The 23,004-nt window shown below is 65.5% G+C and carries 25 protein-coding genes; 9 read left to right on the plus strand and 16 right to left on the minus strand.

Annotated elements, in window-relative coordinates:
• Positions 1–12: 12 nt before the first annotated feature.
• From QM797_RS11895 to QM797_RS11915, 5 genes are all read right to left on the minus strand, one after another.
• Positions 13–1,521: an amino acid permease gene (locus QM797_RS11895; protein ID WP_283275764.1), complete on the minus strand. Its 1,509-nt coding sequence runs from the start codon at positions 1,519–1,521 to the stop codon at positions 13–15.
• A gap of 151 nt (positions 1,522–1,672) precedes the next feature.
• Positions 1,673–2,902, minus strand: a complete 1,230-nt coding sequence (manA, locus tag QM797_RS11900) for a mannose-6-phosphate isomerase, class I (RefSeq protein ID WP_283275765.1) — start codon at positions 2,900–2,902, stop codon at positions 1,673–1,675.
• A complete protein-coding gene (locus QM797_RS11905) occupies positions 2,902–4,044 on the minus strand; it encodes a tobH protein (RefSeq protein WP_283275767.1) in 1,143 nt (380 codons plus the stop codon). Before QM797_RS11905 ends, manA begins: the two co-directional genes overlap by 1 nt.
• A 70-nt stretch (positions 4,045–4,114) precedes the next feature.
• Positions 4,115–5,497, minus strand: a complete 1,383-nt coding sequence (locus QM797_RS11910; RefSeq protein ID WP_283275768.1) for a phosphomannomutase/phosphoglucomutase — start codon at positions 5,495–5,497, stop codon at positions 4,115–4,117.
• A gap of 186 nt (positions 5,498–5,683) precedes the next feature.
• Complete coding sequence (locus QM797_RS11915; RefSeq protein WP_170944848.1) at positions 5,684–6,091, minus strand: DUF3499 domain-containing protein; 408 nt, start codon at positions 6,089–6,091, stop codon at positions 5,684–5,686.
• A gap of 72 nt (positions 6,092–6,163) precedes the next feature.
• On the opposite strand from QM797_RS11915, the gene QM797_RS11920 reads away from it, so the two are divergent.
• Complete coding sequence (locus QM797_RS11920; RefSeq protein WP_283275769.1) at positions 6,164–6,649, plus strand: metallopeptidase family protein; 486 nt, start codon at positions 6,164–6,166, stop codon at positions 6,647–6,649.
• A gap of 47 nt (positions 6,650–6,696) precedes the next feature.
• Here QM797_RS11920 and QM797_RS11925 read toward each other — a convergent pair whose 3' ends face one another.
• On the minus strand, positions 6,697–6,930 hold the full coding sequence (locus tag QM797_RS11925) for a WhiB family transcriptional regulator (RefSeq protein ID WP_027496498.1): 234 nt from the start codon (positions 6,928–6,930) through the stop codon (positions 6,697–6,699).
• Positions 6,931–7,643: 713 nt separating this feature from the next.
• On the opposite strand from QM797_RS11925, the gene cofD reads away from it, so the two are divergent.
• The 3 genes from cofD to QM797_RS11940 all read left to right on the plus strand — a co-directional run bounded on the left by cofD (position 7,644) and on the right by QM797_RS11940 (position 10,564).
• Positions 7,644–8,618, plus strand: coding sequence for a 2-phospho-L-lactate transferase (cofD, locus tag QM797_RS11930; protein ID WP_283275770.1), 975 nt, complete (start codon positions 7,644–7,646; stop codon positions 8,616–8,618).
• A 23-nt stretch (positions 8,619–8,641) separates the two neighbouring features.
• Positions 8,642–9,994 (plus strand): coenzyme F420-0:L-glutamate ligase, encoded by a 1,353-nt coding sequence (locus QM797_RS11935; RefSeq protein WP_283275843.1) that lies wholly within the window; start codon positions 8,642–8,644, stop codon positions 9,992–9,994.
• A gap of 108 nt (positions 9,995–10,102) precedes the next feature.
• Positions 10,103–10,564: an NUDIX hydrolase gene (locus tag QM797_RS11940; protein ID WP_283275845.1), complete on the plus strand. Its 462-nt coding sequence runs from the start codon at positions 10,103–10,105 to the stop codon at positions 10,562–10,564.
• A 15-nt stretch (positions 10,565–10,579) separates the two neighbouring features.
• Here QM797_RS11940 and manB read toward each other — a convergent pair whose 3' ends face one another.
• From manB to rfbD, 3 genes are read right to left on the minus strand one after another with little or no spacing between them, the layout of a single operon-like run.
• Positions 10,580–11,674, minus strand: a complete 1,095-nt coding sequence (gene manB / locus QM797_RS11945) for a mannose-1-phosphate guanylyltransferase (protein WP_283275771.1) — start codon at positions 11,672–11,674, stop codon at positions 10,580–10,582.
• Positions 11,664–12,575, minus strand: a complete 912-nt coding sequence (locus QM797_RS11950; RefSeq protein WP_283275772.1) for a glycosyltransferase family 2 protein — start codon at positions 12,573–12,575, stop codon at positions 11,664–11,666. Before QM797_RS11950 ends, manB begins: the two co-directional genes overlap by 11 nt.
• 34 nt (positions 12,576–12,609) lie before the next feature.
• On the minus strand, positions 12,610–13,464 hold the full coding sequence (rfbD, locus tag QM797_RS11955) for a dTDP-4-dehydrorhamnose reductase (protein ID WP_283275773.1): 855 nt from the start codon (positions 13,462–13,464) through the stop codon (positions 12,610–12,612).
• Positions 13,465–13,624: 160 nt separating this feature from the next.
• On the opposite strand from rfbD, the gene QM797_RS11960 reads away from it, so the two are divergent.
• Genes QM797_RS11960 through QM797_RS11970 form a run of 3 tightly spaced genes read left to right on the plus strand, consistent with a single transcriptional unit; the run spans position 13,625 to position 16,127 of the window.
• The gene (locus QM797_RS11960; protein ID WP_283275852.1) at positions 13,625–13,909 is read left to right on the plus strand and encodes a hypothetical protein; all 285 of its coding nucleotides are present in this window, start codon (positions 13,625–13,627) and stop codon (positions 13,907–13,909) included.
• Between the two features lie 32 nt (positions 13,910–13,941).
• On the plus strand, positions 13,942–15,342 hold the full coding sequence (locus tag QM797_RS11965; RefSeq protein ID WP_502942320.1) for an LCP family protein: 1,401 nt from the start codon (positions 13,942–13,944) through the stop codon (positions 15,340–15,342).
• Between the two features lie 59 nt (positions 15,343–15,401).
• A complete protein-coding gene (locus QM797_RS11970; RefSeq protein WP_502942332.1) occupies positions 15,402–16,127 on the plus strand; it encodes a TIGR03089 family protein in 726 nt (241 codons plus the stop codon).
• Between the two features lie 31 nt (positions 16,128–16,158).
• On the opposite strand, the gene QM797_RS11975 is transcribed toward QM797_RS11970, so the two are convergent.
• From QM797_RS11975 to QM797_RS11985, 3 genes are read right to left on the minus strand one after another with little or no spacing between them, the layout of a single operon-like run.
• Positions 16,159–16,548 (minus strand): hypothetical protein, encoded by a 390-nt coding sequence (locus tag QM797_RS11975; protein ID WP_283275776.1) that lies wholly within the window; start codon positions 16,546–16,548, stop codon positions 16,159–16,161.
• Complete coding sequence (gene purE / locus QM797_RS11980; protein ID WP_283275777.1) at positions 16,545–17,051, minus strand: 5-(carboxyamino)imidazole ribonucleotide mutase; 507 nt, start codon at positions 17,049–17,051, stop codon at positions 16,545–16,547. Before purE ends, QM797_RS11975 begins: the two co-directional genes overlap by 4 nt.
• A complete protein-coding gene (locus QM797_RS11985) occupies positions 17,044–18,297 on the minus strand; it encodes a 5-(carboxyamino)imidazole ribonucleotide synthase (protein ID WP_283275778.1) in 1,254 nt (417 codons plus the stop codon). The genes purE and QM797_RS11985 overlap by 8 nt, the downstream gene beginning before the upstream one ends.
• A gap of 146 nt (positions 18,298–18,443) precedes the next feature.
• Between QM797_RS11985 and QM797_RS11990 the strand changes: the two genes are divergently transcribed.
• Positions 18,444–19,004, plus strand: a complete 561-nt coding sequence (locus tag QM797_RS11990; protein ID WP_283275779.1) for a GtrA family protein — start codon at positions 18,444–18,446, stop codon at positions 19,002–19,004.
• A 6-nt stretch (positions 19,005–19,010) separates the two neighbouring features.
• Here the strand turns inward: QM797_RS11990 and QM797_RS11995 are convergent, their stop codons facing one another.
• Genes QM797_RS11995 through QM797_RS12010 form a run of 4 tightly spaced genes read right to left on the minus strand, consistent with a single transcriptional unit; the run spans position 19,011 to position 22,531 of the window.
• A complete protein-coding gene (locus QM797_RS11995; protein WP_283275780.1) occupies positions 19,011–20,330 on the minus strand; it encodes a sensor histidine kinase in 1,320 nt (439 codons plus the stop codon).
• Between the two features lie 6 nt (positions 20,331–20,336).
• Entirely contained in the window at positions 20,337–21,017 is a 681-nt protein-coding gene (locus tag QM797_RS12000; RefSeq protein ID WP_032378125.1) for a response regulator transcription factor, read from the minus strand.
• Between the two features lie 39 nt (positions 21,018–21,056).
• Entirely contained in the window at positions 21,057–21,656 is a 600-nt protein-coding gene (locus QM797_RS12005) for a PH domain-containing protein (RefSeq protein WP_283275781.1), read from the minus strand.
• Between the two features lie 47 nt (positions 21,657–21,703).
• Positions 21,704–22,531 (minus strand): biotin--[acetyl-CoA-carboxylase] ligase, encoded by an 828-nt coding sequence (locus QM797_RS12010; RefSeq protein WP_283275782.1) that lies wholly within the window; start codon positions 22,529–22,531, stop codon positions 21,704–21,706.
• 94 nt (positions 22,532–22,625) lie between these two features.
• Here QM797_RS12010 and QM797_RS12015 point away from each other — a divergent pair.
• On the plus strand, positions 22,626–23,004 hold a 379-nt coding region (locus QM797_RS12015), incomplete at its 3' end, for a carboxyl transferase domain-containing protein (protein WP_283275784.1).

The following is a 23,004-nucleotide window of genomic DNA, read 5'->3' on the forward strand; positions in this document are numbered from 1 at the left end:
AGACCGCACCGGCTACTTCTCGGTCTTCACCTTCTCTGCTTCCCGCAGTCCCATCACCGAATGACGCCTGCTGTACAGCACGTAGATCACGACACCCGCGGCCATCCAGACCAGGAAGCGCAGCCACGTCTCCACCGACAGGTTCAGCATCAACCACAGGCACGCGAGCACGGCAAGGATCGGCACCAGCGGAACCCACGGCACCCGGAAGCCGCGCTCGAGGTCCGGTCGAGTCTTGCGCAGAACCAGAACACCCGCCGACACGAGCACGAATGCGAACAGCGTTCCGATGTTCACCATTTCCTCGAGCGTGCCCAGTGGAACGAAGGCCGCGAGAAGGCCGACGATGACGCCCACGAGAATCGTCGTCCGAACCGGCGTGCCCTTCTTTCCGGTGTGGGCCAATCCACGCGGCACCAATCCGTCTCGCGACATCGCGAAGAGCACCCGGGTCTGGCCCAGCATCAACACCATCACCACGGTCGTGAGGCCGGCAAGCGCGCCGAACGAGATGATGTTCTTGGCCCAGGTCAGGCCGTTCAGCTCGAACGCCGTTGCCAGCGTTGCACTGTCGCCCGCCAAATCGGTGTACTTCACCATTCCGGTCAGCACGAGGGTGACGGCCACGTAGAGCACGGTCACGATCGCGAGGGAACCGAGGATGCCGCGCGGCAGTGCCTTCTGCGGCTCCTTGGTCTCTTCCGCCGTCGTCGCGACCACGTCGAAGCCGATGAACGCGAAGAACACCAGGGACGCCGCGGCCAGCAGTCCGTACCAGCCGAAGGAGCTGCCGCCCGCACCGGTGACGAACGAGAACAGTGACTGACGGAGGCCTTCGCCGGTGGAGCCGGGCTGCGACGGAGGAATGTACGGGTCGTAGTTGGAGACCTTGATGTAGAAGGCACCGAGCACGACGACGAAGAGAACGACGACCACCTTGATTGCAGTGATCACGAGCGAGACCCGCGAGGACAACTTGGTGCCCGATGCGATGAGCACCGTCAGCACCACCACGATGAGCAGTGCGCCCCAGTCGAAGTTCAGCGAACCGATCTGGAGCACAGGTGCGGCCGTACCGAGCAGATCTCCCAGGTACAACGACCACGCCTTGGCCACAACGGCAGCCGCCAGACCGAACTCGAGGATCAGATCCCAGCCGATGATCCAGGCGATGAACTCACCGAACGCGGCATAGGAGAACGTGTACGCGCTGCCGGCAACGGGAACCGTCGAGGCGAACTCCGCGTAACACAGTGCCGCCAGACCGCAGGCGATCGCCGCGAGCACGAACGCCACCGACACCGCCGGTCCCGCCACGTTTCCGGCGGTTCGCGCGGTCAGGGTGAAGATGCCTGCACCGACGGCAACGGCGACGCCGAACACGGTGAGGTCCCAGGAACCGAGTTCTTTCCGGAGTTTGGTATCCGGCTCGTCGGTGTCCTCGATCGACTGCTCGATCGATTTGGTCCGGAACCACCCCGTCGTGCGCGGGGTCTTGGCCGGCCGGTCTGCTCTGCTCATCGGACCTCCGTAGCGCGTATTCGTCTCTGTCCACGGATCACACCCGTCGCAGAGTTCACTGTGACACCAGACTATTGCCTTCGGGCACGCCGCTCGCGCACTTCGGCAGTTCGAAGAGACCTCCGCACAAGTACGACAGGCCGGAAGGGATCTACAGGCGGCCGACGGAGGCCACGAACACCTCGGCCACGCCCGAATCGGCAGTCACGGTGACCGATCGATCCGCTGCCGGTATCCAGGCCGAGCTGCCCTGCGGCACCGTCAGCCCGGACTGTCGGCCACCGGTACTCGCCACGACGGTTCCGTCGGTACACAGCAGGATTCGGGGACCGGATCCGGGTATCTCGACCGTCTCCCCCGCTGGCACCGCCGTCCGACTCAGCGCGAATTCCGGTGCAGGCGTGCGGTACAGGTAGGTGGGCCTATCGTCCTCACCCGGAGTGATGGGAGAGATGTCGGCCGGCTCGAAGTCCAGTACGCGCAGCAATTCTGGAACGTCGACGTGCTTGGGAGTCAGTCCTCCGCGCAACACGTTGTCGGAGTTCGCCATGATTTCCACTCCGGTACCGCGCAGGTAAGCGTGCAAGTTTCCGGCGTCCAGGTACAGGCCCTGGCCGGGAGTCAAGGTCACTCTGTTGAGCAGCAGTGCTGCGAGCACACCGGCGTCGCCGGGATAGGACTCGCCGAGCTCGAGCAGGGTCCTGGCCTCGGCCGCGAATCGTCCACCGTCCGTGCGCGCGGGACCGGAAAGATAATCGATGCATCCCTGGGCAACGGCCGGAAGAATATCGTCCAGCGACTGCCCGGGAAGCGTGATCCACGAGGTGAACACCGTACGCAGTCCGGACGCATCGGGCTGTGCGGCAAGCAATGTTCGATATCCACCGAGCGCGGAGACAGCCAACGCGTCGAGCAGTTCCACGGTCTCCGTGGGGCTTCGGAAGCCTGCCAGTGCCTCGAACTCGGTGAGCGCCACGATCAGTTCCGGCTTGTGATTCGGATCCCGATAGTTGCGCACCGAAGAATCGATGGGGACACCGGCCGCATTCTCGCGCGCGAAGCCTTCACGGGCCTGGGCACTGCTTGGGTGGGCCTGCAACGACAAAGGCTCTTCTGCAGCAAGCAGTTTCAGCAGGTACGGCAGTCGGGACTCGTACTGCTGAGCCGAGCTTCCCAGCTGCGTCGCCGGATCCCCGTCTATCAATGTCAGCAGTGGGGTGCTGCCGGCCTCGTGCACCACATGCGCCGAATCTGCCGGGTGAGCACCGAGCCAGATCTCGGCCTCGGGATGATCGGACGGAACCGGGCGACCCTGAATTCTGGCCAGAGCGGTACGCGACCCCCATGCGTACGACCGAACCGCGCCACGCAAGAGCTGCACTAGCTACCGCCCATCAACAGCAGATACGCGGCGGTCGTGTCCAACCGCGTCGCCAACACGGACATGGTGTCGAGCACCGAAAGTGTAGCCGGACCGGGAGACGTGGCGGCGATGTCGAGTTCGGACCCCGGCCTCGCGCCGCCGAACAATGCCTCACTCGACTCGGCGAGCAACAATTCCGACTCGGGCACACCGGCCACTCGTCGTTCGGTCATCGCGCGATCGACGTCGGATGCGACGACGATGACGCGCATCGGCAGTGCCGGCGGCGGGCCGTCGAGCTGCTCGTCGTGGAAGAAGGAATCGAATGTTTGTGCCGTGTTGGCAGATTCGACAGTCGATGCCCGGACGGATGCGGCGATGACGTCGCCGAGCTCTCCGGCACCGACGAGCACACCGGCAACACGTAGCAGCACCTCGCTGCCGTGCCGAGCCACCTCGACGGCTGCCGGACCGCTGCCGGACAGCACCACCCGCCGACCGTTCATCCCACTGGCGAGAGCCTTGGCCGGGTTGTGGAACACCTCGTTGGATGGGCTGTTTCGCACCGCCTCGGCGTCGAGCAGATCGGCCAGACGAGACAGATTGGGCAGCAACGTCTTCCACGATCCGCCGGCAACCGCACCGAGAACAGCGACGAATGCGGCGAGATACCGCATCAGAGCGTTGTGATCACGGACCGCGATTCGCGGCGGCAACCACATGACCCTCGCCCCTCGGACGGCACGCAGCGGCCCTTCCTCGGGTGCTACCACCACCACTTCCGCGCCGCGACGCGCTGCGGCATCCACGGACTCGGCGAGGCGCGGATCTCCGGCGTCGTCGCCGGCCACCACCACCACATCGAGCGGGCCGATCCATGGCGGCGTTCCGGTACTTCGGACCAGTGGAACACCGAGTCGGTCACCGAGCGCTGCGACGAGAAGTGACGCCGCCCGACTGCTGCGACCGTCACCGGTCACGATCACCACGCTTCGGGGGCGCAGATCGGCCAACCGGGCCAGCACCGCTTCGTCCACCGCCGTCGCGACGGCGCGAACCTGCGCGCCCGCCAGTGCAGCACTGCGCAATGCACCCTCGCGATCGGCCGCGATGAGAGCATCGGCATCGTCGAGATCGACCAGAGACGACACTGCGGTCATGGCTGCGACACCTCCCCTTCGTAACCGACCGGAAACGAACGCTTACCCACTCATGAACCCTCGGTAACCACTATTCCAGTCCGGCGCGAACGATGCCCAATATCTCGGTCGAAAGGGCATCCACATCCGCGCCGGTTCGAGCTTCCACGTTCAGTCGGAGCAGCGGTTCGGTGTTCGAGGCCCTCAGGTTGAACCAGGAACCGTCGGCGAGATCGACTGTCACGCCGTCGAGTCGGTCGATGCCCGAGGTTCGATCGGCGAACGCCGCGAGCACGGCCTCGGTACGAGTTGCCGCGTCGTCGACGGTCGAGTTGATCTCGCCCGATGCGCTGTAGGTCTCGTAGGCGGCCATCATCTCCGACAGGGGGCGGTCCTGTGCACCGAAAGCGGCAAGGACATGCAACGCGGCGAGCATGCCGGAGTCGGCACCCCAGAAGTCGCGGAAGTAGTAGTGCGCAGAGTGTTCTCCACCGAAGATGGCTCCGGTGTCGGCCATCTGCTGCTTGATGAAGGAGTGGCCGACGCGGGTTCGTACCGGCGTGCCACCGAGCTCGGTGACCAGCTCAGGCACGGAACGGGAGGTGATGAGGTTGTGAATGATGACCGCGCCCGGCTCCTTGGCCAGTTCGCGCTCGGCCACCAGACAGGTGACGGCAGAGGGCGAAACCGGGTCGCCCTTCTCGTCTACGACGAAGCAGCGATCGGCGTCGCCGTCGAACGCGAGCCCGATAGCGGAGCCGGTCTCGACGACGAAACGCTGCAGATCCACCAGATTCGCCGGATCGAGTGGATTGGCCTCGTGGTTGGGGAAGCTGCCGTCGAGTTCGAAGAACAACGGCTCGATCGTCACCGGCAACGGTCCGAACACTGCAGGCACGGTGTGCCCGCCCATTCCGTTGCCTGCGTCGACGGCGATCTTCATGGAACCGATTCCCGACAGATCGACCAGGTCTCGCAAGAACTGCACGTACTCGTCGAGGACGTCGCGGGAGGTCACCGTTCCGGCCGGGCCGTCGAACTCGGGTACCCCTTCCACCAATTCGGCCTTGACGGTTGCCAGACCGGTGTCCTGTCCCACCGGCTTCGCGCCGGCGCGGCAGAGCTTGATCCCGTTGTACTTCGCCGGATTGTGACTGGCGGTGAACATCGCCCCCGGGCATTCGAGCAGGCCCGAGGCGAAGTACAGCTGATCGGTGGACGCCAGGCCGATGTGGACCACGTCGAGTCCTTGAGCGGTGACACCGTCGGCAAAGGCCCGAGACAGCGCAGGCGACGAATCACGCATGTCGTGGCCGATCACGACCGACCGCGCGGCCCCCGCCTCGTCGCGAACCAGGCGTGCGAACGCGGCCCCGACGTCTCGCACGAACGCCTCGTCGATCTGCTCACCGACGACGCCACGGACGTCGTAGGCCTTGATGACGGCGTTGACGGACTCTGCGGTTCGGGCCACGAAGATTCTCCTGGTGATCGTTCTTGCGACGCCGCACATCGGCGTCGTCGAGCGTGTGTGACGGTGCGTCCGCACCAGTATCGGCCGAACGGCACAGACCGTTTCGGTCCTGCTGGAAAACCTTGCCAGACGGCAGTCGGACCGGCCATTCGGACGTCGCTACACCCCACCGGTGTTCGCGGCGGCTCAGGACGTGGGGTCGGGAAGAACTCGAAGGTGACCACGCCTGCCGGTTCGGACGGCCGGGGCGGATCGCCGTTCACCGTCGGACGGACGAGACGCGGACCGATCGATCTCACGGTCCTCGGATCGGACGCGATCGCCGCGGCCCGCCTCACGAACTGCCTCGGCCAGTGCCGTCAGGTCGTCCTCGTCGGGCGTCGACGTCGAGTAGCCACCCTCGTACCGTACGAGCTCCCAGCCCTTCGGCGCAGTGGTCGTCGACGCGTGAATCTCGCACAGATCCCACGAATGGGGCTCGTCCACGGTGGCCAGCGGTCCGACGACCGCGGTCGAATCGGAGTAGACGTACGTGAGAGTTGCAACAGCAGAACGGTTGCAACCAGGCCTGCAGCAGCCACGCAGTGATCTCACGAATGCAGACTATCCGGTAGGTGCAACCGACCGAACGACCGACACACCGGACGGGCGCGATAACCTCCCCCTATGCCTCGATTCTCCTCCGCGCGCAGGATCACCTCTCGGTCCGTGGCACGGCACGGCCGCGGCATCCGCGGACCGGTTCTGCCCGAGGACCTCCCAGCCAGGCGCTCACGAGCGGAGAAGTTCGACCGACTCGTGCTCAATGCGTTCGCTCGAATCGATCATCGATGGCACGACAAACTCTCGAAGCTGGACATCGCCGTCGACGACGTACCCAAGATCAGGGCACTGGATCCGGAGTCCGTGACATGGCCACCCGAAGTTGTGGCAGAGGGTCCGGTGCCGTTGTCGCGGCTGGTGCCGGCCGGCATAGACAAGCGCGGAGAGACGACACGCGCCAGGGTGGTGCTGTTCCGGCGACCGCTCGAGCGTCGCGCAAAGCACCCTGAAGATCTGGAAGACCTGTTGTTCGAGGTTTTGGTGGAGCAGGTAGCGACGTATCTCGGGATCGACCCGGACGAGGTGGATCCGAACAGCGCCGCGGAATGACGGTCGCACAGTGAAAGGCCGAGCACAACCAATGTTCGGTGGAGCGCTCAGCCGATACCGCGCTTGAGTCGACGCCGTTCCCGCTCGGACAGCCCACCCCAGATACCGAACCGCTCGTCGTTGGCGAGCGCGTACTCGAGGCATTCGTCCTTGACCTCGCAGCCGAGACAGATTCGCTTCGCCTCGCGGGTCGAGCCACCCTTCTCGGGGAAGAAGGCCTCAGGATCGGTCTGGGCGCACAGCGCGCGCTCCTGCCACTGATCCTCGATCTCCTCGAACATCTCGTCGAAACCTGCGACGAGACTGAGGAACGGCTTGGCCGGTGGAACCGACTCGGCAACGAAGGGCATCAGGTCTGCGTCGGAGTCGATGTCGGTATCGGCGTCGGTCTCGATCTGCGTCTCGATCGTTCGGGCCACGTACGCAGAACCCGCGTCGGTCGTGACGCTCGAATCTGCCCCGTTGTCGGACTCGGTCTGCGGCGCGTCGTCGACAGCGCTGAGATGTGCAGTGGGTCCGCCCCGCTGATCACGTGTCACGTGCTCGTCATACATCGCTTCCGCCTCCTCACCTGTGGTAGCGCAGATACTTTCGATCTTCGTGTGCTCGAACACCTTGCCCCGCGCAGGTATTCGATCGAACTGGCACGACCGAACGCACCATGCGTTCGTCCGACCCTCGACCTCTACTCGACGTCCACTCAGGGACAAACAGGAAGGGAACGAGTGTTCGAAACCAGGTTCGCTGCAATCGAACTCGTGCTGCGAACACTGAATGACATACCTGTGATTAGACACGCACAGGTGTGTCGCGGTCAAGCCGATCGCGCAAATCCAATACCATCACATGCCCGAAATCGGCTGTCTCCCCGAATCGGAGCCCGTCCCGTGCGTGTCGCGGCGGTTACGGCACCTGCACACGGTCCGATCGTACGGGTGCAGCACCGGGTGGGCGCTCGCCCGGCACCGCTGCAACCCCACTAGGCTCGTGCGTTGTGAAAGTTACTGTTCTGGTCGGTGGCGTCGGTGGCGCGCGGTTCCTTCAGGGTCTGAAATCCTTGTTCGGCGACAACCCCGAGCACGAGATAACCGCCGTGGTCAATGTAGGCGACGACGTATGGATGCACGGCCTTCGCATCTGCCCGGATCTCGATACGTGCATGTACACCCTCGGTGGTGGAATCGACACCGATCGCGGTTGGGGCCGCATCGCCGAGACCTGGAACGCTCGTGACGAGTTGGCGGCCTACGGTGCCGATCCCGACTGGTTCGGACTCGGTGACCGTGACATCGCCACACACCTGATCCGCAGTCGGATGTTGCGCACCGGATTTCCCCTGTCGGCCGTCACCGAAGCTCTCTGCAACCGGTGGCAACCGGGCGTCCGGTTGCTGCCCGTGACCGACGATCGGTCGGAAACTCACGTGGTCGTCACCGATCCGGACGATCCGAGCGGCGAGCAGCAACGCGCAATTCACTTCCAGGAGTGGTGGGTTCGTTATCGAGCGCAGATCCCGACCCACAGTTTCGCCAACATCGGTGCCGAACAGGCAACTCCGGCACCGGGAGTGGTGGAGGCAATAGCAGAAGCCGATGCGGTCGTCCTGGCGCCTTCCAACCCGGTGGTGAGCGTCGGCGCGATCCTAGCGGTGCCGGGTATCCGCGGGGCTCTCCGGACCACAACGGCCAAGGTGGTCGGCCTCTCCCCCATCGTCGACGGTAAGCCGTTGCGCGGCATGGCCGACGAGTGCCTGTCCGTCATCGGTGTCGACACCACAGCACAGGCGGTGGGCCGCTACTACGGAAGCCGAAGCGGTACTGGCATTCTCGACGCGTGGCTGGTGCACACCACCGACGCCGCGGTCGTCGACGGAGTGGACGTGCAGTCGGTACCGTTGCTGATGACCGACCCGAAGACCACAGCGGTGATGGCGCGGACCGCGCTGCTCGCGGCTGGACTCGACCTGTGACCGATCCGCGCGAGACCGCCTCGATGTCTCCGGTACCGAGCGATCATGCACCGGGCGGCTCCATCGAAATACTGCCGATCACCGGGCTCCCGGAATTCAGGCCGTGTGACGACCTGGCTTCGGCGATCGCCGAGCGAGCGCCCTGGCTGCGCAACGGCGACATCTTGATCGTCACCAGCAAGATCGTCTCCAAGGTCGAGGGCCGGTTGGTGCAGGCACCGCACTCTGCGGACGAGCGAGACGCTGCCCGCAGAGTGCTGGTGGAGCAGGAAGCGGTGCGCATCGTTGCGCGCAAGGGCCGAACCCTCATCACCGAGAACCGGCTGGGAATCGTGCAGGCCGCGTCGGGCATCGACGGCTCCAACGTCGACGGTGGCGAACTGGCACTGCTGCCCGAGAATCCCGACGCCAGCGCCGCAGCCCTGCGCGCAGCTCTCGGCGACTTGCTCGGGGTGACAGTGGCGGTGGTCGTCACCGACACCATGGGGCGCGCTTGGCGAATCGGGCAGACCGACGCCGCCATCGGCGCAGCGGGCCTCCCGGTTCTGCACGCCTATGCCGGGGCCGAGGACGGTCAGGGCAACGAGCTCGTGGTCACCGAGGTCGCGATCGCGGACGAGCTCGCTGCCGCAGGCGATCTGGTGAAAGGCAAGCTGGGAGGTGTCCCGATCGCCGTCGTACGCGGCTTGGCTCCGGTCGACGACGGTTCCACCGCGGCGGCTCTCCTCCGCGGCGGCGAGGACGACTTGTTCTGGCTCGGAACCGCCGAAGCACTCGATCGTGGCCGACGGGAGGCTCTGCTGCTGAGACGGTCGGTGCGCTCGTTCTCCTCGGACTCGGTCGATCCCGAACTGATTCGAGCTTCGGTCGCCGACGCTCTCACCGCCCCTGCCCCGCACCACACTCGACCGGTCCGGTTCGTGTGGGTCAGAACCCCGGCGCTGCGGCGTCGGCTGCTCGAGACGATGCGCGAGCAGTGGCGCGCCGACCTGACCGACGACGGCCTCAGCACGGAGCGCATCGCCGCGCGACTGAGCCGCGGTGACATTCTGTTCGACGCACCGGAAATCGTCGTTCCGTTCTGTGTGCCCGACGGCGCGCACTCGTACCCCGACGACAGGCGTCGAGCCGCCGAGGACACGATGTTCACCGTGGCGGTCGGTGCCGCCGTCCAGGGTCTGCTCGTCGCCCTTGCGGTACGGGGACTGGGCAGCTGCTGGATCGGCTCCACCATTTTCGCGGCCGACACAGTGCGCGCCGAACTCGGACTGCGTGCAGATTGGAAAGCCATGGGTGCCATCGCAATCGGGCACCCCAGCGAGCCGTCGACGGTGCGCGATCCGGTGGTGCCCGGGTCATCGCTGTTGGAGCTCTGAGTCGTGTCGACGTCGACGCCGCCTCATTCGACTCTGTGGAATTCGGTCGGAGCATCGCTCGACCGATGGGCACCGTCCGATTCGAGCGACGAATCGCTCCGGCACACGATGCTTGCTTTTCTCCACAGCAACCCGGATGCCTGTCTGCGCGCAAACGAGGCCGGCCACTTCACGGCGTCCTCGCTGGTGCTGAACGAATCGGGAACCCACGTGCTGCTGACTCTTCATCCGAAGGTCGGCCGGTGGATTCAACTGGGCGGCCACTGCGAACCGACGGACCACACGGTGGTCGACGCGGCACTGCGTGAGGCCACCGAGGAATCCGGGATCGCTGGTCTGACCATCGATCCGGCACTGCTCTCGGCACACACGCACCCGATCACGTGCTCCCTGGGCAAGGCGACCCGGCACCTCGACCTGAGGTTCCTGGTGTACGCCCCGGACGGTGCCCGGGCGATGCGAAGCGAGGAGTCGACGGATCTTCGATGGTGGCCGGTGGACGCCCTGCCCGACGCGGCCGAACGCGAGACGATCGATCATCTCGTCTCGCTCGCCGCGCGTCGCCGATAGAGAAGGCCGAACGCGTCAGACGTCGGTGGAGAAACGCACTCCGCCGTCGGGCAGCTTGACGCCGGGCCACACCCGCGCGCCACGGAGCAGTTCGCACCGAGCGCCGATGTCGGCACCGTCGCCGATGACCGCGTCACGCACCAGAGCGCGAGGTCCGATGCGGGAACCGAAGCCCAGAATGGATCGCTCGACGACGGCCCCCGCCTCGACGACCGCACCGTCGAACACGACGGCACCGTCCAAGCGAGCTCCCGCTCCGATCTCGGCCCCCCGGCCGACGACGGTGCCGCCGATCAACAGTGCGCCCGGTGCCACCCCTGCGCTCGGGTGAACCAAGGATTCACCGCGATCTCCCTGCAGCGCAGGCGACGGCGCGATGCCACGGACCAGATCGGCCGAGCCCTTGACGAAGTCTTCCGGCGTACCCATGTCACGCCAGTACGCGCTGTCGACGTGTCCATAGACCTTCTTGCCCTCGGCGAGCAAGGCAGGAAACACTTCTCGCTCCACCGACACCGGCCGGCCGGCCGGGATCGACTCGATGATCTCGCGCTTGAAAACGTAGCAACCGGCGTTGATCTGGTCCGTCGGCGGATCCTGCGTCTTCTCGAGAAACGCTGTCACGCGGCCGGATTCGTCGGTGGGCACACAACCGAACGCCCGCGGGTCGCCGACCCGAACCAGATGCAAAGTGACATCGGCGTCGGTGGTTCGGTGCGTATCGAGAACTGCCGTCAGATCGGTGCCGCCCAGCACGTCCCCGTTGAAGACCATGACGTTCTCGGCGCGCAGTTGCGGTAGAACGTTCCTGATGCCTCCGCCGGTGCCGAGCGGCTCGGTCTCGAAGACGTATTCGAGATCGATGCCGAGCGCGGATCCGTCTCCGAAATGCTGCTCGAACACTTCGGCTTTGAACGACGTTCCGAGGACGACATGCTCGATACCCGCGGCCTTGATGCGGGCCAAGAGATGGGTCAGGAACGGCAGTCCGGCGGTGGGGAGCATCGGCTTCGGTGCCGAGAGCGTCAGCGGCCTGAGCCGAGTTCCCTTGCCGCCGACCAGAATGACTGCATCGGTACGTGCGGCGACCGATGGGGAACTATCCGACATGTCCAGCCTCTGTTCTCTCGTCCGTGAGTTGTCCGTCAACTGCGCGGGCCCGAAGCGCCGAGGTCACAACGATCTTCGAGCGAAGACCGAGACCAGCGCGCAGAGCCAATCGTAAGGGAGCCTGCCACGTCCGCGCGTGCCTGTCGGCCTGGAAGCGGTACGCACTGGTGTGATGTGCAGGCAACATCACTTCCGGATGCCGTCCTGCTGCATGGCCTTTCGAGTGGGTGACGTCGACACCGGGAACGTAGACGTTGTGCCAGCCCGCTCTGCCGAGCCGGTCACCGAGATCGACGTCCTCCATGTACATGAAGTAGCGCGAGTCGAATCCGTCGATCGAATCGAACGCCGACCGCCGCAGCAACAGGCACGATCCCGACAGCCATCCCACGGGGCGCTCGGTCACCGTCTCGTTCTCCTGGCGATACCGCTGCGTCCACGGGTTCTTCGGCCACAGCTTGCCCAGTAACGCGTGTCCCGCACCCGACGTCAGATCGGGCACCGATCGAGCCGACGGGTAACGAGAGCCGTCGGGCTCGCGAATGAGCGGACCGAGAGAACCTGCGCGCGGCCACCGAGCCGCTGCGTCGAGGAGTCCGTCGAGCGAACCGGGATGCCAGCGCACGTCGGGGTTGGCCACGACGACGAACTCGACGGCCGGGTCCACGGCGGCGACCGCGCGATTGACCGCTGCTCCGTAACCGATGTTCGCGCCGGTGCGCAGCAACTCGGCCTCGTCGAATGCTGCCTCGGCTGCCTCTGGTGTGCCGTCGACCGAGCCGTTGTCGGTCATTATCACCCGATAGGGGCGCGTCGTGGCCTGACGCAGAGACGTCAGAAATTGATCCAGGTATTCGCCGGGCGAATAGGTCACCGTCACCACGGCCAGCTCGGAACTCACGCGGGCAAGACTAGCCCGAGAGTGGATGAAACCCTCACCTCGACTGCGTCAAGGCTGCCGTCAGCGCGTCCGACCACGGGCGCGCCGGCGTCAGGCCTGCGTCGACCCAGGCGGCCGGCGAGAGGACCGAGTAGGCCGGTCGGGGAGCCGGTACGACGTATTCGGCGCTCGAGCACGGCTGCACTCGCTCGGCATCGGCACCGATGTGCGTGAACACCGCGCGAGCGAGGTCGAACCAGCTCGCCTGGCCCGCGTTGGTGTAGTGCAGCGTCCGACCCACCACGGTCGGGTCGGCTTCGATCTCGAGCAGGCCCGACGCCAGGTCGAGGGCGAACGTGGGCGACCCGATCTGGTCGTTCACCACCGAGAGGGTCTCGCGCTCGCCTTCGAGCCGTCGCATCGTGGTCACGAAGTTCTTGCCGATGTTGTCGTACACCCACGCGGTCCGCACGACGACGGCCTCGGGCAACTCCTCGCGCACGGCGAGCTCGCCGGCGAGCTTGGTGCGTCCGTACGCCGACTGCGGCGCGGCCTTCGCGTCGACCTCGTACGGTTCGTTCGCTGTGCCGTCGAACACATAATCGGTGGAGACGTGGATCAACCGGGCACCGACACGCCCGCAGGCGCGCGCAAGATTTCGAGGGCCGTTTGCATTGACGGCCATGGCCCTGGCCTCGTCGGTCTCGGCAGCGTCGACCGCGGTGTAAGCAGCACAGTTGATCACCGTTGCTCCCGCACTCACCGCGGCAGCGACCGCATCGGGGTCGGTGATGTCCAGGTCGGCGGACGAATACGCGAAAACCTCCGCACCCCTACCTCGCTCTGCGGCGAGAGCCACCACTCGGCGGCCCAACTGGCCGTGTGCACCGGTTACCAGGATCGCATTCACGGTTGCCAAGTGTGGCACGCCGAGTTCGGTTGGGCGAGGCAGCGACCGCCGACAAGTAACCTTCGAACGGCGGGGGAAGAACGAAAGCAGTCGGCTGCCGAGGTCAGTCGGAACGAGAGAGGGTCGTGAACGGTGCCACGAGATTCAGGCACGCCCGGAGGTGAGCGCACTCCCCCGCCGCGGCGGCGCACTCCCCGGCGACCCGACGGTTCCGATGCACGCGGCGCGTACCGCCCCGACGATCTCGATGCACGTACCGCACGTCGACACCCCGACGAAGAACAGCGCAGTCGGCGCCGCCCCCGCGAACGCGGCCGCGGCGAATCGACCGGGAATTCGCACCGGACACGGCAGCGCGATCCCCGCGGTCCCGTCGGGCAACCAGAATCCGAGCTCGGCGCTCCTACTACAGGTAGCCGTCGCCGTTGGCCCGCGACTCACGTAGCTATCGCAGTCCTGTCGATCCTCGTTCTCCTCGTGACCGGTTTCGCGTGGCGCAGTGTCGACAGCCTGCGATCGAACATCGCCACCGCAGGTGGTCTCGGTCTCGGCGGCGCGGCAGACGGTGCGGTCGACATCCTGATGGTCGGTACGGACAGCCGCACCGACGCCCACGGCAACGCGCTGTCGCCCGAGGAACTCGCATCTCTCAACGCCGGTGAAGAGGTGGCGTCGAACACCGACACGATCGTGTTGATCCGCGTCCCGAACGACGGATCGTCGGCCACTGCCATTTCCATCCCACGCGATTCGTATGTGGAGGTACCAGGCATCGGGATGTCGAAGATCAACGCCGCGTACGGCGCGACCAAGGAGAACAAGCGGCTGGAATTGGTGGAGCAGGGTACTGCGGACGCCGATGCGGAGTCCCAGGCCACCGAGGCCGGGCGCGAGGCTCTGATCGATTCGGTCGCCAACTTGACCGGGATCACCGTCGATCACTACGCCGAGGTGGGCTTGCTGGGCTTCGTACTGTTGACCGATGCCGTCGGCGGCGTCGAGGTGTGCCTGAACAACCCCGTGCAAGAACCACTCTCGGGTGCGAACTTCCCGGCCGGCGAGCAGAAGCTGGCCGGCTCACAGGCTCTGAGCTTCGTTCGACAGCGGCACGATCTTCCCCGCGGAGACCTGGACCGGATCGTGCGCCAGCAGGTGTTCATGGCCTCGCTCGTTCGGAGTGTGTTGAGCGCCAAGACACTGAGCAATCCCGGCAAACTGGGTCAACTCAGCACCGCGGTGCAGCGTTCGGTGACACTCGATTCCGACTGGGACATACTGCAATTCGCTACTCGCCTCCAGGATCTCGCCGGAGGAAAGGTCAAGTTCGAGACCATCCCCGCCGTCGACATCAACGCCACGACCGACTACGGCGAATCGATCGTCCAGGTCGATCCTGCTGCGGTGAAGAAGTACGTCGCGAGTTTGCTCGGCGATGGGAATTCGGCGGAGGCGAACGCCGAGAATTCCGACGCCCCGCAGGTCGAACCGTCGACGGTGACGGTGGACGTCGCGAACGACAGCGGAATCGAAGGACTCGCCAACGGCGTCGCCGGTTCCCTGACTGCGTTGGGGTACGTCGGCGGGACCATCGGAAACTACGAGGGCACATCCATCTCGGCGAGCCGCATCCAGTCTGCCGACGTCGACAGTGACGCCGCGCGCGCTGTCTCGGTCGCGCTCGGCGGACTGCAGATCACCGCGGACGACACGCTGGCGTCGAACACCGTTCGGGTAGTCCTCGCCGACGACTACGCGGGCCCCGGTTCCGGCCAGGCGGCAACGGCCGAAACCATTGCACCCGAGGCCGGTACAGCCATTCCCGAGGCACCCGCGGCTCCGATCGACGCCAGCTCCACCGGCCCGATGTGTGTCAACTGAGATGGCCGTCGACGTCAGGACCGCAGCGTGTGAACAGGCGTGCAGAGTCGTCATCTAGGGTGCGTGGTGTGGCCTCGAATCTGACTCAGACCTTGCTCGACCCGATTCTCGCCGCTGACCCGGCCGGTCCGCGCATCACGTTCTACGACGATGCGACCGGCGAGCGGGTAGAGGTCTCGGCGGTGACGCTCGCGAATTGGGCCGCCAAGACCGCCAACCTGTTACGCGACGAGTTCGCGTTCGAGGTCGGCGGCAAAGTCAGCGTGCTGTTGCCCGCACACTGGCAGACGGCCGCCGTACTGCTGGGGACGTGGTGGGCCGGCGGCGAGGTGGTCCTGGGTGCCGACGACTCCGCAGACGTGGCCATGGTGTCGGCAGATCGCCTTGCCGAGGCCCCGGATGTCGACGAGGTGCTGGCTTTCTCACTCGACGCGTTCGGTAAGGCTGTCCCCGATCTGCCGATCGGAATGACCGATTACGCAACCTCGGTGCGGGTGCACGGCGATCAGTTCCGGGTCTCGGGAGGCGGAAGCGGGGCAGCGGCACTTGACGGTCGTTCGGTGGACGAGGTGCTCACTGCCGCCCGCGCCGGTGCCGACACCCGTTCGTGGACTGCCGCCGATCGCGTGCTGTCGACGGCATCTTGGAACACCCCCGACGAGATCATCGAGGGTCTGCTGTCGGTGCTCGTCGCAGGAGCCTCGCTGGTTCAGGTGATCAATGCGGACGAGGGAAAGTCCGATCGACGTGCCCAGACCGAGAAGGTCACCGCAACCCTGACCTGAACTTCAGGCCCTCACCGTGAGAGCGCAGCACTCACCCTGGCGGTCTATAACCGCCGTCTGCGAGACCGGCCTGGATTTCGTATTTGTTCGCAGACCCACGGTGCCGCATTTCCTCGGCGACGTATCGAAACGGGAACGTCAACCCGAAACGCGCCCACTGATCCGCGTGCACGGCCTCGTGCCGCAGTACCCGACGGGCAGTGTTGCCTTTCGTCAGGTAAGCGCCACCGAATGTCGTTCCGCCACGCCCGAATCCACCGCGCAGGCCGGTACAGACGAAGATCGAGAACTCGTCGTCGAAGTGCGCGGTTCCGCGCCACACGCGCGCGTAGACCAACGCCAGCCGCGTCACCAGCATGGACTGCCACCGACCCCGTCCGGCTCGCCGAATCTGCTCGTGCCGAGACACAGCCGTCCTCACCCCAACAACGTGGTGCGCAGAGCTTTGTCCTTTTCCAGAACCATGGCCTCGAGTGAAGCCTGGAACGCGGACATTCGTTCTCGCAGCGCGGGATCGGACGCCCCCAGAATCCGGACAGCGAGCAGCCCCGCGTTGCGGGCACCGCCGATGGACACCGTGGCCACGGGAACGCCCGCGGGCATCTGAACTATCGAGAGCAGCGAATCCATACCGTCGAGGTACTTCAGTGGCACCGGCACACCGATGACCGGCAATGGCGTCGCCGACGCCACCATGCCGGGCAGGTGCGCCGCTCCCCCGGCGCCGGCGATGATCACCTTGATGCCACGACCAGCGGCCTCGCGGGCATAGTCGAGCATCCGCTGCGGGGTTCGGTGGGCCGAGACGACGCCGACCTCGAACCGAATACCGAACTCCGCCAACGCTTCTGCAGCAGCTTCCATAGTCGGCCAGTCGGAGTCGCTGCCCATGATCAGGCCTACAGCAGGAGTGTTGTCAGTCATCGTGCGGGTCCCATCCGTCGGTCCATTCGGCGTGCGACATCCAGTGCGCTGCACGTTCGGCCCGCTCGCGCACCGAGGCCACGTAGGCGGGATCGGCGAGGGAACCGGACGACGAGCCCAGGATGTTCACGTGGCCGATCTTGCGGTCCTTGCGCTCACCTTTTCCGTACAGGTGCACCTTCGCATCGGGCATGCGGGCGAACAGGTGATGCAGCCGCTCGTCCATCGTCATCTCCGGTGCCTCCGGCGCGCCCAGAATGTTGGCCATCACGGTGAGGGGAGCAAGTGGGTCGGTGTCTCCGAGTGGATAGTCCAACACCGCGCGCAGATGTTGCTCGAACTGCGAGGTGCGGCACCCGTCCATGGTCCAGTGTCCGGAATTATGCGGCCTCATCGCCAGCTCGTTCACCAGCAGCTTGCCCGAGGTGGTCTCGAACAGCTCGACCGCCAGATCTCCTACGACACCGAGCGCGCCTGCGATGTCGAGTGCGAGCCGGCCCGCGAAGGTGGCCACGTCCTCGTCGAGATCGGGAGCAGGTGCCAGCACGACGGCGCACTGGCCGTTGCGCTGCACGGTCTGCACGACGGGCCACGCTGCACCCTGACCGAACGGCGATCGTGCGACCATGGCCGACAGCTCGCGGCGCATCGCGACCTTCTCCTCCACCATGAGCGGTACACCCAGGTCGAGTTGAGCTGTGACGATGGCCTCTGCTTCCTCGGCGTCTGCGGGCATCCAGACACCGCGGCCGTCGTACCCACCGCGTACGGCCTTGAGGACCACCGGCCACCCGTGTTCGTCTCCGAACGCGATGGCGTCCTGCGCCCACGCGACCTCCGAGTAGGCGGGGCCGGGCGCGCCCAGTTCTGCCAGCTTGCGACGCATCCGCAGTTTGTCCTGCGCAAAGATCAACGCGCTCGGTGGCGGCTGCACGTTGACGCCTTCGGCGACCAGAGTCTCGAGGTGCTCGGTCGGCACGTGCTCGTGGTCGAAGGTGAGCGCGTTGGAACCGGTCGCGGCAGTGCGCAGCGCCTCGAGGTCGTCGTGGTGACCGAAGACGACGTCGGGGCTCACCTGGGCTGCCGGTTCGTCCGCGCCCGCGGCCAGGACCCGGAGCGTCTGCCCGAGCTCGATGGCGGATTGGTGGGTCATTCGCGCGAGCTGACCGCCGCCGATCATCGTGACCACGGGCATTCCGGTCGACGACGGGCGCGCAGCTGTGGGGCGCGGTTCGGTACCTGTCACGGCTCACCATGGTGTCATGTCGTGCGCCTTCGGTCCGAACCGGCAGCCGCACACGAGACTGTCGGCCCAGCGAGGACCTGTGGAAACCCTGATGATCAGAGCGTCGGTTCGTCGGATCGGTTGTACGTTTCGTAGACTTCACGGTTGTGCCGACGATCGATAGCGTGCTTCGACGCTTACCCAAGCCCATCAGGGATCTTGCGATTCGGCACAGCGAGCTGATCAAGTTCGCAATCGTGGGTGGCACGACGATGGTCTTCGACCTCGTCATCTTCTATTCGCTGAGCTTGACGGTGCTCGAGCAGAAGCCGGTGATCGCCAAGATCATCTCGGGCGTGCTCGCCACGCTGCTGAGCTACTTTCTCAATCGCGAGTGGGCCTTCAAGCACCGCGGCGGACGCGAGAGACACCACGAGGCCCTGCTCTTCTTCGGCATCAGCGGCATCGGCGTGCTCATTGCTGCCGGTCCGCTGTGGATCGCGAACAACATCTTCGACATCCGCGACACCAACGAGTCCCTGACGATGGTCGTCATCATCGACTTCGTCCTGAACTACATCATCGGCAATCTTCTTCAGATGGCGTTCCGGTTCTGGGCACTGCGACGTTTCGCATTTCCCGAGGACAACGCGCGCACAATTCTCGAGATCGACGCCGAGCGCAACGAGGGCCCTAGCGCCGCTGCAGACGCACTCGACCAGCCCTGACCATTCTCAACGCGGCTCACGGCGCGGCACCGCGGGCGAGGGCTCACGCCAAGCCGGTATGAACACCGAGAACAGCGCAGGCCGGCGACGTTGCAATTCCAGCCTCCCGCCATCCGCTTCGATCAGAGCCCGAGCCAGCGCCAACCCCACACCGGTGGATCCGGCACCGGAGAACCCGCGATCGAAGACGTGTGGCGCAAGTTCGTTGCTCACACCCGGCCCCTCGTCGGATACCTCCACGCAGACCAGTCGTTCCCGCCGTCGATCGGTGCTCTCGACCGCCGAGACCGCCCGGACGGCGACTGTGCAGGTACCGTCGCCGTGCACCAGCGAATTGTCGACCAATACCGACACCGCCTCCCGCAGGCGTGATCCCGTTACCGACGCCTTGAGGTCCATGTCGCCCTTGAGCTCCAGGCTGCGGCCTGCATCCTCGAAATTGCGCTGCCATTCGACGACGGTCCCGGTCAGTTCCTCGATGACCGAGACTTCGTGAGCGCCTGCCGCACCGTCACTGCGGGAGGACCGGACGAGCTCGTCGATGGCGAGCGTCAAACGGTCGACCTGGTCCATCGCCTCGTTTGCCTCGTCCACCACCGCAGGATCCGGGTGCGTGGAAATTTCGTCGAGACGTAGCCGGACCGCCGTCAAGCGGCTGCGGAGCTGGTGAGAGACATCGGCGACCAGCGTGTGTTCACGCTGCAGACGGCCGGCGATCTCGACAGTGGCTGAGTCGAGTACTTCCGAGACACGGTCGAGCTCAGCAATCCCGTGCCGTCGCGGGTCCGGCCGAAAGTCGCCCTCGGCAAGTCGGGCGGCGCGCCGGGCCACGTCCTGCAGCGGATCGGCCAAGCGCTTGGCCGTCAGAACCGCGACGACCGTGCCTGCCATCGCGGACGCGAGTACCACGAGAGTCACCGCTCCGAGCGCCTGGCGTTGAAGGGACCGCATGTCGTCGGACGGCACTTCGAGTCGCAGTGAACCCGAGGTACCCATGGACAACGACTCCACGAGTGGCCGATCCACGAACGCCTGGCCGATGTCTGCCCGCGACGCAGCATCCTCGGGGGTCGGGTAGATGACCACCAGCCGTCCCCCCTGAGGGATCGCCAATCGAAGCGAACCGATGTCGAGTTGGCCTTCGATCAGACCTGCCGACCCCTCCTGCGAAATGATCTCCGCCGCCATGCGGTCGAGACGGGCTTGCAGGTCGTTGCGGGTGAAGTCCTCGACCCACAACCACGCCGTGTACATCAGAGGCAAACCGAGTAACAGCGCCGTCATGACGACGACAGCGAGAATCGAGACCAGAATCCGACGCCGCATCGACGACTAGTCGCTGTTGATGCGGAATCCGACGCCGCGCACCGTCGCGATACGACGCTCGGCAACGGGTCCCTCGTCGCCGATCTTGCGACGCAGCCAAGACATGTGCATGTCGAGAGTCTTCGATCCGCGCAGCTCGGCATCGCCCCAGACCTCACGCAGAATCACATCGCGTGAGACCACTTGACCCGCGTGGTCGAGCAAGACCTTCAGCAGCTCGTATTCCTTGTTCGCGAGCGAGATCTCGGTGCCACCGACGAGGACGCGGCGCGCCGCTGGTTCGAGGCGAATGGCCCCGACCTCGATCGGCGAGTCCTCCCCCGCCCCACGCCGGCGGAGCAGGGCACGTACACGGGCCATGAGCTCGGCGAGCCGGAAGGGCTTGCCGACGTAGTCGTCTGCGCCGGCATCGAGGCCGACTACAAAATCGACCTCGTCGGTTCGCGCGGTGAGCATGAGGACGGCCAGCTCGGATCGGTTGGCCCGCACCTGCCGGCACACCTCGAGCCCGTCCATACCCGGGAGGCCCAGGTCGAGGATCAGCAGGTCGAACTTGCCATCCAAGGCGCGTTGGAGGGTGGCAGGGCCGGTCTGTTCGACGGTCACCGTGTACCCCTCACGCCCGAGAGCGCGGGACAGGGGCGCAGCGATAGCTTCGTCGTCTTCGGCAAGCAGCACGTCGGTCACATCGGTCACCCTACGGATCGAAAGTGAGAACAGCCTGTGTTACCTGCGTTTTCCAGCGCGCCATCCGGGTTTGGAGTCGGCGGGCGAATCGTCGGGCATCGGCTCGAATGCAGCCTCTCGGCCGTGCACGGACTCGCGGCGGTACTCCATCGAGTCGAATACCTGCTGGTAGAGCAGGGAATGGACACGCTGGACATGCGGAATGTCGTCGAACTCGAGTGGATCGTCCGACGCCGAGGCAATGATGAGTGTTCCGGTGCCCAGCATCCGATCGAGCAGTCCGTGGCGAAACTGCACGTTGCTGATCCGACTCATCGGAATATCGATGCCGGAGTGGGTCAGCACGCCCTGGCGAATCAACACACGCCGGTCGGTGACGATGAAGTGCGTGCACTTCCAACTGATCAGCGGAACCAGACAACGCCATCCCACGATCGCCGCCCACACCACTGCCGCGGCGATCATGGCGACCTGCGCGGCGGTCGATTGCAGTCGCGCACTCGCGACGCCGAGGGCCACACCGGCGACGCCTGCGACGAGCACGAACGTGATCGACGGGAGTATCAGCATCTTCCAGTGCGGGTGACGATGGAGCAGTAGCTCTTCCTCATCGGCCAACGCATCTTGTGGATACCCCACGTGCACTCCTGACTAGTTGCTACTGCATCCGTCGAGCTGAGATGGTCTCACGTGACGGGTCGGAGATGAGTGACGTCACCGGCCGCGACCGCCAGCAAACCGGAATCGGGATTCTCCATCTCGATCACAATTCTGCCGTGCTCGTCGACGTCGACGGCGGTGCCGAACTTCTCCTCGCCGCCGGGGAGGTCGACTCGAACGCGTTGCCCTATGGTGCCGCACCGATCCCGGTACCGGTGCGCGAGCGCATCGGTACTCCAGTTCGAGTCACGCCACGAGTCCACTTCGGCAGCCACCCCCCGCAGAATCGCGCGCACCAACGTGTCGCGATCGAGAACCGCTGCCTTCTCGAGAGCGAGCGACGTGGCCGTGGACACCGGTAACTCGTCCGCGGTCATCGAGACGTTGACCCCCAGACCGATGACCACCGTCGGGGACGGTCCGTGCGCAGCAACCTCAGCGAGGATGCCCGAGACCTTCTTGCCTCGGATGAGGACGTCGTTGGGCCACTTCAGTCGCGCATCGACTTCGCCGACGGTTCGTAACGCGTCGACCAGAGCGATTCCGGTCATCAACGGCAGCCATCCGAGCACCGCTGGATCGATCCCTGGAAACTTCAGCAGCATCGACAGAAGGATCTGCGACCGAGGCGCGCCGGAGAACGATCTCGAGTGCCGACCGCGACCGTTGTCCTGGTGCTCTGCGATCAGCGCGGTCCGGTCGGCATAGTTCACTACCCCTGCCACCAGATCGGCGTTGGTCGAACCGGTTTCGGTCACCACGTCCAGACGGGACCACGACGCCTGCGGTCCGTCCACCAGCGCCCGCCGAAGTGCGCGGACGTCGAGCGGTGGGCGATCGAGGTTTGTCCACATGAGCACCAGCATATGGGCTCGGCAACGACGGACGCCCTCGGCGAACCACCCTCGGTCGGGTCGCAGATCACACTCGCAGTTAAAGTGTTGCCCCATGACCAGCGTCCAGGATTCCACTGCACCCGGGTCGGCCGAAACACCCGATATCCATACCACTGCGGGTAAATTGGCCGATCTTCGTAAACGTCTCGCGGGTGCGGAGCATCCGTCGGGTGAGGCGGCGGTGGAGCGGGTCCATGCGAAGGGCAAGTTGACCGCGCGGGAGCGGATCACTGCGTTGCTCGACGAGGGCTCGTTCGTCGAACTCGACGCCCTGGCCCGGCACCGCTCCCAGAACTTCGGGTTGGCCGACAACCGGCCCTTCGGTGACGGTGTCGTCACCGGCTACGGCACCGTCGACGGCCGCGATGTGTGCGTGTTCTCCCAGGACGCGACCGTCTTCGGAGGCTCGCTCGGCGAAATCTACGGCGAGA

It is taken from the genome of Rhodococcus sp. IEGM 1381, from assembly GCF_030056795.1.
GTDB lineage: Bacteria > Actinomycetota > Actinomycetes > Mycobacteriales > Mycobacteriaceae > Rhodococcoides.

Coding starts and splice junctions, on each gene's coding strand:
- QM797_RS11925 (WP_027496498.1), bottom strand. CDS start 6,930: ATGTTCGAGGAGATCGAGGATCAGTGGCAGGAGCGCGCGCTGTGCGCC.
- QM797_RS11995 (WP_283275780.1), bottom strand. CDS start 20,330: ATGCGGCGTCGGATTCTGGTCTCGATTCTCGCTGTCGTCGTCATGACG.
- QM797_RS11920 (WP_283275769.1), top strand. CDS start 6,164: ATGCCTCGATTCTCCTCCGCGCGCAGGATCACCTCTCGGTCCGTGGCA.
- QM797_RS11905 (WP_283275767.1), bottom strand. CDS start 4,044: ATGACCGCAGTGTCGTCTCTGGTCGATCTCGACGATGCCGATGCTCTC.
- QM797_RS11940 (WP_283275845.1), top strand. CDS start 10,103: ATGCTTGCTTTTCTCCACAGCAACCCGGATGCCTGTCTGCGCGCAAAC.
- purE (WP_283275777.1), bottom strand. CDS start 17,051: ATGACTGACAACACTCCTGCTGTAGGCCTGATCATGGGCAGCGACTCC.
- manB (WP_283275771.1), bottom strand. CDS start 11,674: ATGTCGGATAGTTCCCCATCGGTCGCCGCACGTACCGATGCAGTCATT.
- QM797_RS12010 (WP_283275782.1), bottom strand. CDS start 22,531: ATGTGGACAAACCTCGATCGCCCACCGCTCGACGTCCGCGCACTTCGG.
- QM797_RS11935 (WP_283275843.1), top strand. CDS start 8,642: ATGTCTCCGGTACCGAGCGATCATGCACCGGGCGGCTCCATCGAAATA.
- QM797_RS11895 (WP_283275764.1), bottom strand. CDS start 1,521: ATGAGCAGAGCAGACCGGCCGGCCAAGACCCCGCGCACGACGGGGTGG.